The following is a 13,405-nucleotide window of genomic DNA, read 5'->3' on the forward strand; positions in this document are numbered from 1 at the left end:
TGAAGGGTAAAAGGAGAGGGACAAATGAAAGAAATCAGAGCAAAATTTTTGGATGCGAAAGCATTCAACAGCCGGATCAAATCACCGGACATGGAAAAGAAAGAAAAATGGGTAGGATATTTAATTGGTCCTGCAGGAGCATTGTTGCTGAATGCAGTTTTAGCATCCTATCTGAATGTTTATTATACGGATGTATTGAATCTGACGACCGTATGGGGCGGTTTATTTTTGATGGCATTTCCAATCATCTCGAAAGTCATTGATGCCATTACCAATGTTATTATGGGCTATATCATTGACCATACCAAGACAAAGCAGGGAAAGGCAAGACCCTATCTTTTGTTGGCGGCAGTATTACTTCCGATTACCGGTATTTTACTTTTTACAGTACCAGAGTTCAATGAAACATTGGAAGTTATCTGGGTTATGCTCTCATACAATTTGTTTTATTCGTTAGCATTTACCATTTATAACATGAGTCATAATCTGATGGTTCCGCTTTCCACCAGAAATTCGGAGCAGAGGGGTGTTTTGGCGGTGTTTAATAACATTGCAACCATCATGATTTCGGGCATCATCGTCGCTTTGATTTTCCCAATGCTGGTACTGCCGCAACTGGGCGTGGTAAAGGAAAAATGGATTGCCATGGCGGCTATCCTTTCGATTCTGGCTTTGCCGCTGACCTTACTGGAGTATTATCATACGAAGGAACGCGTCACGGAAGAAAATGCAGATGTCACAGAAGAAAACGACATTACCTTTAAGCAACAAATGAAGGCTGTTTTGACAGATCGCTATATGTTCTGCCTCTTGCTTTATTTCTTTGTCTATACCATTGGTTCTATGCTTAAGAATATTGCATTGGTCTACTATTGCAATTATGTCCTTGGTACTTATAACGATGGTATCACGCAGACTATGGTATCCGTGATCGGCGGTATTCCGATGGGAATCGGTATCTTTGCGGTATGGCCTTTGGCTAAGAAATTTGGAAAAAGAAATCTTACCGCAGCCGGATTTGTTCTTTATGGTCTGGGTAGTGCCATTTGCTGGATGGCACCGACCAATATGGTCATTGTCTTGGTCGGACAGTTTATTAAAAATATTGGTGGGCTGCCTTGCGCTTACGTCTTTATGGCTTTGATGGCTGATACATACGATCACTTGGAGTGGAAAAACGGATTCCGAGTTGATGGCGCTGCTATGTCGATTTATTCCATTATCACAGTAGCTGTCGGTGGTATCTGTACTGGTGTTTTCAACATTCTCTTATCAAAGACAGGTTATATCGCACCTTCTCTTGTAGATGGTGTGACAGTAGCAGCACAGCAACCGGATGCAGTGAAAAGTATGATTACTTTTTGCTTTGTAGGTCTGGAAGTGATCACTTCCGTCATTGTATTTGTACTGCTTATGTTTATCAACGTAGAAAAGGGATTAAAGGAAAAACAGGATGAGATTGCTGCCCGCAGAGAAGCAAAAAAGTCAGAATGATAGAAATTGTTAAAAATTAGAAAAACCGGATACGAGGAAATAGAGAGGCAGAGAAGGTCTATGAAGGCAGTAAACTTAAAAGTAGAATACATGAGAAATCCGATCGGTATCGATTATGCGTGCCCTCGTCTTAGTTGGAATTTTTCCGAGGGATCAAAGCAAAGTGCCTATCAGATTCTGGCGAGGGATGAGGATGGGGATATGATGTGGGACTCCGGGAAAGTTGAAAGCCAGCAAATGCACCTGATTCCCTGGGGAGGAGCAAATTTAAAAAGCCGTTCGGAGGTTTTTTGGAAGGTCACAATCTGGGATGAAAAAGACGAAGCGGAGACATCAGATACAGCACATTTTGAATTGGGACTCTTAGAAAAAAATGATTGGAGCGCAGAGTGGATTACCGGAGATTATGTTCCAAAGAAAAAAGAACGCTATCCGGTGGATTGTTTCAAAAGAAGTTTTGTGGTAAAAGACGGTCATAAGATCAAAAAAGCCCGCGCCTATATGAGTGCCTGTGGTCTATATGAGGGGCGTATCAATGGAAAAAAGATAGGGGATTTTATCCTTGCACCGGGCATTACCGACTATAGAAAAAGGATTCAGTATCAGACAGTGGATGTGACCGATTTACTGAAAGAAGGAGATAACGAACTTTTCTTCATGCTGGCAGACGGCTGGTATCGTGGATCTGTTGGTGCCTGGGGTATGCGGAATTATTATGGAAGTGAAACGAAACTTCTGGCGCAGATAGAAATTACCTATGAGGATGGAGAAGTGGCGGTCATTGCAACAGACGACACTTTTTCCTGGACGCAGGATGGACCAATCCGTTTTGCAGACAATAAGGACGGCGAGATCTACGATGCCGGAAGGGAAGATTTTGCCAAGGCTGTCTGGAAAAAAGCAAAAGTGACATCGCACAAGATATGGCCGACGGCTTCCAACAATTTTCCATTGATCGAGCAGGAGCGGCTGATGAATCCCAAACTGATCGTGACCCCATCCGGGAAAAAGGTGCTGGATTTTGGACAGAATATCGCTGGAATTCTTGCCTTTACGGTGAAAAATGCCAAGGCCGGTCAACGGATTTTTCTTCGTTTTGGGGAACTGATGAAAGACGGCGAATTTATCCAGAAGAATATCCAGTGTGCGAGAGGAGAGTTTAAGACGCCTTTGCAGCAGGTGGAATATTTCTGCAAGGAAGGAAGAAACGAATATAAGACGACCTTTGCCATTTTTGGTTATCAGTACATAGAAGTTGAGGCAGATTGTCCGATCGATCCGACAAATTTTAAGGCAATCGCTGTCTATTCCGATTTTGAGACGACCTTTACCTTTGATTCTTCCAATGCGCTTTTAAATCAGTTTGTCAAAAATACCCTCTGGTCGCTCAAGAATAATTCTGCCGATCTGCCGACAGATTGTCCGACCAGAGAACGTCATGGCTGGTCCGGAGACGCGCAGATTTTTGTCAATACGGCTTCCTACATGGTAAACTATGCGCCGTTTGCCTTGAAATACGAAAATGATCTTTGCGACTGGCAGGACAAATCCGGCAATTTTCCACAGATTGCACCGGAAGGAGGCACGGATTTTTATATGCGTGTGATGAATGGATCTGTCGGTTGGTCGGATGCCGGTATTCTGATTCCTTATCGTCTATGGAAGATGTTTGGGGATGATCGCATGATCAGCGATTACTATGATAATATGAAGCGTTATGCAAAGTACATGATCGGTCGCACGGGAAAGACAGAACCTTTTATTTCAGAGCACACAGGTCTGTCCGAAAAAGACAAAAAATATCTCTACAATTACGGACAGCATTATGGGGAGTGGGCAGAACCAAACGATGTCAAGACGATGACCTGGAAGGATTTCGCCACTTCGCGTCCGGAGGAGGCAACGGCATATTTATCCTACGTCATGGGGCTGATGGCAGAGATCGCATCCTATCTGGGAAAAACAGAGGATATTCCGCTTTATGAGGAATATCGTGACGGCGCCAAACATACTTATCAAAAACTTGTACACCTGCCAAAGTATTCTTTGGATACGGATCGTCAGGCGAGACTGGTAAGACCCCTCTATTTTGGATTGCTGGATGAGAAGGATACTGTTTATGCAAAAAAACGTCTGATACAGGCTTTAGAGCATTATCATTGGCGCGTTGGTACGGGCTTTTTGTCTACACCGTTTGTTGCAACGGTGTACAAAGGGAACATAATAAAAAACTTAATAATGGACTGCCAATCTTACACAAAGTACCGCCCAAACGAGACTACGGGCGGTATTTTTGTATCATGGCGGAGAAAGGAGGAACTTCCCACGGGGGCTTGACTGAAAAGTTGAGCCTCTTTTTTCATGCCAAAAAACAGGAGGTAAATGCTTATGGCAGATGATAAAACCACAAAAACGCCGGAACAGCCGGTAACGGATAGCGGGCCGGGCAAGGAAACGCCTCCCGCTCCCCCAAAAGAGCCGGAGAAGGTTTCCGTTTCTCCGGAGCCGGAAAAAAAGACGGAACCGGAGGTAAAGAACCCGCAGGTTTCCGTCTATAACTTCGCTGAAATTATGAAGGAAAAAAAGGTCGAGGGACGGGCGGCAGCTCCCAGCGTGGAAAAGCCTGACCCGGCAAAAGTGGAGAAACCGGAAAAGCAGCCGGAGGCTCCGAAGAAAGCGGAGGAAAAACCCAAAGAGCCGGAACAGCCGAAGCGCCGGGGCCGTCCCCCGAAAGCAGATAAGGACAAGGCCGCAACCCCGAAGCCCAAAGCTCCTGCACAGAAACCGGAAAAGGTGGTCAAAAAGGAACCGGAGAAAAAAACGGCTCCAACGGTACAGGCCGCTCCCGCTCCGAAGGAATCCGAAAAGCCGCAGGATGCACCACGCCGGGGCAAGGAGCAGATCGTCTATATCAAGCTGAACGAGCTCCACGCCTTCAAAAACCATCCCTTTGAAGTCCGGGACGATGAAGAAATGCGGGCTATGGTGTCCAGCGTCAAGGACAAGGGCGTGACCCAGCCCGCTATCGTCCGTCCCCGTGAGGATGGCGGCTATGAGATCGTGTCCGGCCACCGCCGCCAGAAAGCCAGCGAGCTTGCCGGGTATGCGGATATGCCCTGTATCGTCCGAAACCTGACAGACGATGAAGCCATCACCCAGATGGTCGAGGATAATCTGAACCAGCGTGAAGAAATCCTCCCCAGTGAGCGGGCCAAAGCCTTGAAAATGCAGCTTGAGGCTATCAAGCACCAGGGCTCCCGCACTTCGGGCCAGATTGACCCGAAGGACGCAGGCAAACGCTCCAACGAGATTGTGGCCGAGCGCAATAAGATGGCGGTCAAGCAGGTGCAGCGGTATATCCGTCTCAATGAGTTGGTTCCCGACCTAATGAAGCTGATGGATGAAAAAAAGCTGGGCTTTACTACGGCGGTGGAGCTTTCCTATATCGGCAAGAAGAACCAGAACTATATCGCCGTCGCCATTGACAGCCAGCAGTCCTCGCCTTCACAGGCGCAGGCAAAGCGTATGCGTGAGCTGGACGAAAAGAAGCTGCTCAACGGGGATGTGATCGACGGCATTATGATGGAGGACAAAAAGGAGGTAGACAAAGTGATTTTGACAGGTGCGGAACTGAGCAAGTATTTCGGCAAGGAAACTACGCCGAGGGAAATGAAGGACCAGATCATCAAGCTGCTGGACGACTGGAAGGGTCAGCAGAAGGAACATGAAAAGCCGGAGAAGAAAACCGAACAGGAAAAGTAAGCCCAAACTTCGGGTCAGCATGGCCCGAGGATTGCGGGGCTCTGCCCCGCGCCCCGAAGCTCTGGAGATATAAATGATTCCCCGTCGCCAGTTATTCCGTAGCATAGCCGGGAAAATCAGTCAAGGGCAGCGCCGCCGCAGGCGGTGCCAGAGGCACCCTTGACGGATTTCTCCCGGTTATGCTTTTTCCCGGTCAAGCGACGGGGATATAAATTCTCCAGAGCCGTTCCCCTTCCCGGGGGAAGGGGCGGAGGGGTTGGGCGAACTCTTGCTTTTCCCTAAACCAAAACAGAAATGGAGGCTCAACCAATGAAACGACCTTTAGCATACCTGACCGCCGCATGGAGCGGCGAGCCGGATGTTGATATGGAGCTGGCGGCCCACTACTGCCGTCTTGCTTATGAGGCGGGCTTTTCCCCGATCTGCCCGCTCTTGTATCTGCCGCTGTTTTTGAATGACAGCGTTCCCGAGGAACACAAGGCTGGGATTGATATGCGCCGGGATATGCTGCGGCGCTCCCACACCCTGATTGTCTGCGGCAGCGCTGTGGACGAGGATGTAAAAAATGATATTGCGGTTGCCGGGCGGCTGGGCATTGCGGCGACCACACTGGAAGGGGTGCTTGCCGTGAAGGGACACGGCACCCCGGGCCATGCCGGACATTAAGCTGGGAAGCCTTTTCGACGGGATTGGCGTGTTCCCTCTGGCTGCTTCCCGGTGCGGTATCCGTCCGGTATGGGCCAGTGAGATTGAAAAAGCGCCCATCTCTATAACCAAAAGGCACTTTCCCGACATGGTGCATTTGGGGGATATTACGAAGGTGGACGGCGGGAAAATCCCGCCGGTTCATGTAATTACCTTCGGTTCCCCCTGTCAGAACCTTTCTCTGATCGGCAACCGCTCCGGCCTTGCCGGGGCAAAATCAAGCCTGTTCTATCAGGCGTTTCGTATCATACAGGAAATGAGGGATGCTACTGATAACCTATATCCAGCTATCGCTGTTTGGGAAAACGTCATGGGAGCGTTTTCTACAAATGACCGGATGGACTTTAGAGCCGTCTTATCCGCCTTCTCGGACACCGAAGTTCCAATGCCTCCTTCGGGAAGATGGGGAAACGCCGGAATGGTGCGAGGGGGAACGCCTGATGTGTGCTGGCGACTCATGGACGCCCAGTATTGGGCAGGCTCCCGAAGGCTGGCACGAAGGCAGCGGATTTTCGTCGTGGCGGATTTTGGAGGCAGACGTGCCGCAGACATACTATTTAAGCCCCGTCCAATGCTCCCACTTCCTCCGCCTTGCGGAGAGGGCGGGTGGGCCGCCGCCGAAGGAGATCGAACAGCTTCTTTTGAAACAGGGCGGCAGATACCAGTCATCCACCCCTTTCAGTGCTTCCGTATGCGGGGAGCGGCAAAAAGGCAGGAAGAAACGGCCTTCCGAAACAGCTTCGGATTACCAACTGACCCTTTTCCCACTCTTTTAGCCAGTGATGTAACGCCCTTTGCCTTCTGGTATGAGGGCGACCCGAAGGGCGGCTGTATCCGTTTTCTGACGGAAACGGAAAGCGAACGGCTGATGGGGCTGCCAGAGGGCTGGACAAAGTACGGGGCGGACGGCGTGGAGATCCGGCCTCTGCAACGCTACAAGGCACTGGGAAACGCGATTGCCCTCCCTTGCGCCGATTACATTATGGCCGGAATTTATGAGGTGCTGGCTGACCGGGCCGGAAAGGAGGAATGAGCCCATGTTTGAAGCCTATATAACCAATACAGCCCTATACCCCTTAATGGGGATTGAGGTAGGGACAACGGTACATTTCCCCATGACGACACAGGAGTTGCAGGCCGCCCTTGCCAAAATCGGGATAGACGGGAAACGGTACAGCGAAGTGTTCTTTACCAGCTTTGACAGTGATGTGCTGGGGCTCTACGATTATCTCTACGAATGTGAGAACATCGACGAGCTGAACGAGCTGGGCCACGCCCTGCTGGAAGTACGGGATAAGGGCGGACTGGAAACCTTTGAAGCCGCTCTTGTCTTGGGAAACCACACAAGGAGCGTGAAGGATTTGATAAACCTGACGCAGAACCTTGACCTTTACCGCTTTTACCCGGATATTTCCGATGATGAAGGGCTGGGCCGTCTTTACGCCGACGAGCTTGGGACTATCGACATACCGGAGCACATTCAGAACTACTTCGATTATGAGGCATACGGGCGGGATGTGCGTATCAACGAGGGCGGCGTATTCGCTCCCGGTGGGTATGTGTCGGCAGTCCCGGAGGGCTTCAAGGAGTATTACCACGGGCCGCAGGACATTCCGCCGGAACACCGGATATTTGCCTATCCTGAAAAGGCCGAGCCTGTCCACTCCATTCTCGCTACACTCAAACGGTTTCAAGAAGCCCCACCCGCTCCGAAAAAGGACAAGGCGGGGCCTTCCCATGAAGAACGGTAAGACTTCGGGCCAGCATGGCCCGAAGCATAAAGGAGGTGCATACCATCAACTATTACCCTATCAATGAAGGAGCCGCCCGCCGGGCAAAAGAAATGAACAGCTTTTCCGACTACAAGGAAGGGAGCGCAACGGCGGAATACCGGGCAATGGTGGACAAGGCCGCCGCCGTAGCGGAAAAGCAGAAATCCCGGGTGGACCCCATGTACCATGAGAAGATCGACCATCTGTTAGACACCTACGCCCGCAAGCTGGCCGAAAACATGAACCAAGGCTTTGCCATTGACGCAAGGGTTCCCTCTGTGCTGATCGCCGGGCCTTCCAATTTCCCGGTGGGAAAGAAGGAAAAGCAGAACCGGGCCCGGGACAGCAACATGGAGGAATGGCGGCATATTCAAGGGCTGCTGGATAAGATACGCAGCACCGGCATGGGCGGGATCAGCGCCGATGACCCGGCAGCGATTGAAAAGCTCCAGAAGAAGCTGGACGGGCTGGAACGCTCCCAGCTCATTATGAAGGAGGTCAACGCCTATTACCGCAAGCATGGCAAGCTGGACGGCTGTGCGCTGCTGTCGCCGGACCAAATCGAAAAGCTGAAAGCAAGCATGGCGTCAAGTTGGCGAAGCGACCCGAGGCCCTTTGAAAGTTACCAGCTAACCAACAACAATGCGGAGATCCGCCGGGTAAAGGCCCGTATCGAACAGCTTTCCAAACAGGCACAGCAGGAATTTTCCGGCTGGGAGTTCGATGGGGGTCGTGTGGAAATGAACCGGGAGGACAACCGCTTGCAGGTGTTCTTTGACGGAAAGCCTGACGCGGACACCCGGGCCGAGCTGAAAAGCAGCGGCTTTCGTTGGGCTCCCAGCGTGGGCGCATGGCAGAGGCAGCTCACGGACAACGCCATCCGGGCGGCTGACCGTCTGGAATGTATCAAGCCGCTGTCCGGCGAAAAGCCCTCCCAACTTCAAAAGAAGCCCTCTATCTTGCAGACCATGCGGGAACAGGACGAAAAAGTCCAGACGGAGCCGGAAAAGAAAGCTCCGTCCGGCAGAGATGCCGAGCGGTAAGCCTCGGGCCACATTGGCCCGAGGTTTTCTGTTCCCCGAGATTGTACGGGGGCCTCCCGGATAGCGGGAACCCCGACGGAAAGGAGGTTTTATGCAGGAAGAAGTAAACCAAAAAACGGTTGCCCTTTCGATCAGGACAACGAAGCTCACAGGAAAAGTGCTGGCTGCCGCTCTTGGCAAGGTGGTTCGGGCGCTGCAAAAGCACCACCGGAAGGCGCTGACCCCGCAGGGACGCCAGAGCGTGAAAAAGCTGATGAACCACTATGGCGGCAAAAGTGCCATGCCCTATGTGGGAGCTCCAAAGGATTTTGACCGGATCGCGAAGGAGTTCCATGTGGACTACGCTTTCCATAAAGTGAGCCCCGGTCATTACCTGCTGTTTTTCAAAGCCAATCAGGCGGACGCTATCACGGCGGCCTTCCAGAAGTACAGCGCAAAGGTGCTGAACAAAGAGCAGGACAAGGCTTCCATCCTCGGTCAGCTTCGGAAATTCACGGAGCAAATCAGGACGCAGGCAAAGGAAAAGCAGCGGACCAGAGAGGCGGTGAAGGACGGACGTTGAGTGACAAGATCAGAAAATATGTGCTCCCAAACCTGCCGTACCTCTTTGTGTTCTGGTTCTTCTCCAAAATCGGGACGGCCTACCGGATCGCCCCCGGCACAGACTTCGGGACAAAGCTCATGGGGATGCTTGATACCTTCCCCAAAGCCTTTGAAACCTACTGGCCGGGGCTGGGAGGTATTGACCTGCTGGTGGGCCTTGCCGGTGCGGCTGGGATGTATCTGCTGATACAGTCAAAGATCAGGCAGGCGAAAAAATTCCGGCGGGATGCGGAGTACGGCACCGCCCGCTTTGGAACAAAGGAAGATATAAAGCCATTTGTTGACCCTAAATTTCAGAACAATGTCATTCTGACCGGGACGGAGTTCCTTACCATGAACACCCGTCCGAAGATACCCGCCAATGCCCGGAACCTAAACGCCTGCGTCATCGGCTCGTCAGGTTCGGGCAAGACAAGGTTCTGGCTGACTCCGCAGATCCTTCAAGCCCATTCCTCGTATGTGGTGGTAGACCCGAAGGGCGGCACTCTCGACCAGTGCGGGCAGTTTCTGCAACGGGAGAAATACAGGGTGCGGGTGTTCAACAGTATCGACTTTTCAAAATCCATGCACTACAATCCGCTGGCCTATATCAAGACAGAAAGCGATGTTTTGAAATTTGTTACCGCCCTGATTGCCAACACCAAAGGCGACGGCAAGGAGGGCGACGAGTTCTGGACAAAAGCAGAAACCCTCTTGTACTGCGCCCTTGTGTCCTACATCGTCTTTGAGGGGCCGGAGGAAGAACGCAACATGAATACGCTGGTGGAAATGATAAACAGCATGGAAGTCCGGGAGGATGACGAAACCTTCAAAAACGCGGTGGACTATATGTTTGACGGGCTGGAACGCCGCAGCCCCCAGCACTTCGCCGTGAGGCAGTATAAGAAATACAAGCTCGCCAGCGGTGATATATGCTCTAAGTGACTTCTTAATCATGATTTTGTCATGGTTAGTAAAGCAATCACTTAGAGCATTTTTGTTTCAGGAGGTACAGCTATGAGAAGCGAAAAAATCACCCCACTGTACGAGCGCCTGAGCCGGGACGATGAGTTACAGGGCGAGAGCAACTCCATATCCAACCAAAAACAGATGTTAGAGGATTTTGCCCGCCGGAATGGGCTGCCCAACCCTACGCACTTTACCGATGATGGTATCTCAGGCACCCGTTTTGACCGCCCCGGATTTTTGGCGATGATGGAGGAAGTGGAGGCAGGGCGTGTAGAGGCAATCGTCATCAAGGACATGAGCCGGTTAGGACGCGACTATCTGAAGGTCGGTCAAGTTATGGAGGTTTTGCGGCAGCGAGGCGTTCGTCTGATTGCCATCAACGACGGTGTGGACAGTCTGAAAGGCGATGACGATTTTACCCCGTTCCGCAACATCATGAATGAATTTTACGCCCGTGATACCAGCCGGAAAATCCGCTCTGTGTTTAAGTCAAAAGGCATGAGCGGCAAGCACCTGACAGGCACCGTGATTTACGGCTACTTGTGGGATGAAAAGCGGGAACATTGGCTGATAGATGAGGAAGCCGCCGAAGTGGTACGCCGTATCTTCTCTCTCACGCTGGAGGGATATGGGCCTTATCAGATTGCTTGTAAACTATCCACAGACCGGATTGAAATTCCTGTCGTACACCTTGCCCGCTTCAATGAGGGTGTGAACCGTTCAAAGCCGGTCAAAGACCCGTATGGATGGGGAGCATCTACCATCGTGAACATTTTGAAAAAACGAGAGTATTTGGGACACACCATCAATTTCAAGACCCGCAAGCACTTTAAGGACAAGAAAAGCCACTATGTTTCTGAGGACGAGTGGACGATCTTTGAGAATACCCATGAAGCCATTATCGACCAGCAGACCTTTGATTTGGTGCAGAAAATCCGCAGCAATGTACGGCGTTATCCAAACGGCTGGGGCGAAGCGGCTCCCCTCACAGGCTTGCTCTATTGTGCCGATTGTGGCGGCAAGATGTATGTCCACCGCACCAACAATGGCAAGCGGATTTCTCAATATACCTGTTCCAATTATACCAAAGTTCCGTGTGGGACACTATGCCCTACACAACACCGTATCAATGAGAGTGCTGTTCTGACATTGGTTTCCGACACGCTCCGGGCTATCGCTGAATATTCCAGAAATGACCGGACGGAATTTATTCACACCGTTCAGGAAACGCAGGTTGCCCAACAGAATGCCGATATAACGAAAAAGCGCAGGCGTCTGGCCGCTGCTCAAAAGAGAGCCGGAGAACTGGAAAAACTGATTTGCAAAATCTATGAGGACAACGCCCTCGGCAAACTGCCGGATGCACGATATAGGGCGCTTGATGCACAGTATGCCAAAGAGCAGGACGCACTTGAGATCGAAATTGTGGAGCTGGAAAAGGCTGTTACCGGCTACGAACAGAGCCAGAAATCAGCGGAGAAATTTATAGCCCTGATTGATAAGTACGAGAATTTTGACACTCTGACAAACACCATGCTCAACGAGTTTGTAGAGAAAATCCTTGTCCACGAACGCGCCCGAAAAGGCAGTCAGGACACCACGCAGGAAATTGAAATCTACTTCAATTTTTTAGGACGCTATATCCCACCATCTTTACAGCCGGTTCCTTTAACCCCGGAGGAACAGGAAGAACTGCGAAAAAAAGAAGAACGCAAGGACAGACTTCATCAGAATTATTTGAAGCGGAAAGCCAGCGGCGCACAGAAACGGTATGAGGACAAAATCAAGGCGAAGAAAAAAGTGGAAATGGACGCTAAGAAAGCCCTGATCCGGGCTGAGGATATGAAAAAAGGTATTTTTTCTACTGTCGGGCAGCTGCCGAAAGAAGAACCGCACAAAGGTAGCATAGCAACCAGCGCAGCAGTCTAATCATCATGGAGCAAAGGAGAATGAATATGAGTAAGTTGACTTACATTCGTTGCGGAGATTATGATATACCCAACCTAAAACTTTCTGTGCAGCCGGAAACTTCTATCGGCAAGTACGGCAGGATGCGAAAGTCCTACCTGAAGGAACACCGTCCTATTCTCTACAACCAACTGCTGATGAGCGAGAAACTGTATCCGCACCTGTTAGAGATTGATCGGACAGCGCAGGAGCGCGTGGACACCATGTTGCCTCACATGATGGAGGCTGCGGGTGTCACTGAGGAACTGAAAGCCTGTGATCCTATGCGTTGGGTGGGGCTGATGAACACATTAACGGCACAGATTGAGGAAATTTTAATCAGGGAACTGATTTGCAGCTGAATGGGAGGTGCGGGAAGTGCTGACCTTTGAAAAGGTTTTGAAAGTGTTTCAGGCATATCTGGATGATGATCCTCTGTATGAGGTGGTTCAGACCAGCCACGGTTATACATTGATGGCATGGGAACCCCACCGGAATGACTGGTACAGCGCCGAAATACAGAAAACCCCGGAGGATTTACGGAACGCTTTGTTGGGTACATACGCTAACTTTCTGGAAGATAAGATTACCGGAAATGACCGTGACCTGACTGTGACAGAAACCGCAGAAATCCAGCAGAGGTGCCGGGAACTTTGGGAAAAGTGCCGGGAAACTTGATATAGAAACGCCAGAAGGAGGCCGCGATTATGCGTCCTCCTTCTGCTTCGCAGTCTGTTCCATTTTGAGCGCCCCGTCTATGGCACCTTCGATAATCGGCAGGTATTCTTCAGGGCAAAGCTTCAGCTTGTGGCTGACCCGTTGCCGCTGTTCGCTTTCTTCTCGCATGATCTCCGGGTTAAAATACCGTTCCACGGGAAGTCCGCAGACCTTAATCAACTGGATCATCACAGGCAGGCTCGGAATCGCACCTTGATTCTCAATGTTGGCAAGATACCGCCATTCAATCCCAACCATTTCTGCCAATGTTTTTCGTGCCAGACGCTTTGCCTCTCGTGCGGCTTTGACATCTGCGCCGAAGGTTTCAAAACCGGGACAATCTTCAACTTTCGCCATATAACATCACCCAGTTACATTGTATAATTCATACTTTGCCCGTGGAATGTTGCTATA

At 50.6% G+C, this 13,405-nt stretch carries 12 protein-coding genes and 1 pseudogene; 12 read left to right on the forward strand and 1 reads right to left on the reverse strand.

The genetic code is table 11. The features are described 5' to 3' along the window. Positions 1–24 precede the first annotated feature (24 nt). The 12 genes and pseudogenes from DW183_RS05040 to DW183_RS05095 all read left to right on the forward strand — a co-directional run bounded on the left by DW183_RS05040 (position 25) and on the right by DW183_RS05095 (position 12,952). Positions 25–1,494: an MFS transporter gene (locus DW183_RS05040; protein ID WP_118280928.1), complete on the forward strand. Its 1,470-nt coding sequence runs from the start codon at positions 25–27 to the stop codon at positions 1,492–1,494. A 60-nt stretch (positions 1,495–1,554) separates the two neighbouring features. Beyond that, on the forward strand, positions 1,555–3,831 hold the full coding sequence (locus DW183_RS05045) for a family 78 glycoside hydrolase catalytic domain (protein WP_118280929.1): 2,277 nt from the start codon (positions 1,555–1,557) through the stop codon (positions 3,829–3,831). Positions 3,832–3,882: 51 nt separating this feature from the next. Continuing rightward, the gene (locus DW183_RS05050; RefSeq protein WP_330416303.1) at positions 3,883–5,256 is read left to right on the forward strand and encodes a ParB/RepB/Spo0J family partition protein; all 1,374 of its coding nucleotides are present in this window, start codon (positions 3,883–3,885) and stop codon (positions 5,254–5,256) included. A gap of 309 nt (positions 5,257–5,565) precedes the next feature. Continuing rightward, positions 5,566–5,922 carry a DUF7768 domain-containing protein gene (locus tag DW183_RS05055; RefSeq protein ID WP_003500157.1) on the forward strand — a complete coding sequence of 119 codons (357 nt, stop codon included), beginning with the start codon at positions 5,566–5,568 and terminating at the stop codon, positions 5,920–5,922. Next, positions 5,909–6,994: a DNA cytosine methyltransferase gene (locus DW183_RS05060; RefSeq protein WP_055650122.1), complete on the forward strand. Its 1,086-nt coding sequence runs from the start codon at positions 5,909–5,911 to the stop codon at positions 6,992–6,994. The genes DW183_RS05055 and DW183_RS05060 overlap by 14 nt, the downstream gene beginning before the upstream one ends. A 4-nt stretch (positions 6,995–6,998) precedes the next feature. After that, positions 6,999–7,712 carry an antirestriction protein ArdA gene (locus DW183_RS05065; protein WP_003500154.1) on the forward strand — a complete coding sequence of 238 codons (714 nt, stop codon included), beginning with the start codon at positions 6,999–7,001 and terminating at the stop codon, positions 7,710–7,712. Positions 7,713–7,726: 14 nt separating this feature from the next. Continuing rightward, complete coding sequence (locus DW183_RS05070; protein ID WP_118280931.1) at positions 7,727–8,776, forward strand: hypothetical protein; 1,050 nt, start codon at positions 7,727–7,729, stop codon at positions 8,774–8,776. Between the two features lie 91 nt (positions 8,777–8,867). Continuing rightward, positions 8,868–9,338, forward strand: coding sequence for a PcfB family protein (locus tag DW183_RS05075; protein ID WP_012741698.1), 471 nt, complete (start codon positions 8,868–8,870; stop codon positions 9,336–9,338). Then, positions 9,335–10,285: pseudogene (locus tag DW183_RS05080) on the forward strand (type IV secretory system conjugative DNA transfer family protein); the annotation flags it as partial. The gene DW183_RS05075 and the pseudogene DW183_RS05080, both read left to right, overlap by 4 nt. A gap of 90 nt (positions 10,286–10,375) precedes the next feature. Continuing rightward, on the forward strand, positions 10,376–12,256 hold the full coding sequence (locus DW183_RS05085; RefSeq protein WP_118280932.1) for a recombinase family protein: 1,881 nt from the start codon (positions 10,376–10,378) through the stop codon (positions 12,254–12,256). Between the two features lie 26 nt (positions 12,257–12,282). Then, entirely contained in the window at positions 12,283–12,636 is a 354-nt protein-coding gene (locus DW183_RS05090; RefSeq protein ID WP_118280933.1) for a TnpV protein, read from the forward strand. 16 nt (positions 12,637–12,652) lie between these two features. Beyond that, positions 12,653–12,952 carry a hypothetical protein gene (locus tag DW183_RS05095; protein ID WP_118280934.1) on the forward strand — a complete coding sequence of 100 codons (300 nt, stop codon included), beginning with the start codon at positions 12,653–12,655 and terminating at the stop codon, positions 12,950–12,952. Between the two features lie 27 nt (positions 12,953–12,979). On the opposite strand, the gene DW183_RS05100 is transcribed toward DW183_RS05095, so the two are convergent. Beyond that, positions 12,980–13,348 carry a helix-turn-helix transcriptional regulator gene (locus DW183_RS05100; RefSeq protein ID WP_005933665.1) on the reverse strand — a complete coding sequence of 123 codons (369 nt, stop codon included), beginning with the start codon at positions 13,346–13,348 and terminating at the stop codon, positions 12,980–12,982. Positions 13,349–13,405 lie beyond the last annotated feature (57 nt).

Origin of the sequence: Roseburia sp. AM16-25 (genome assembly GCF_003473825.1) — a bacterium.
GTDB lineage: Bacteria > Bacillota > Clostridia > Lachnospirales > Lachnospiraceae > Pararoseburia > Pararoseburia lenta.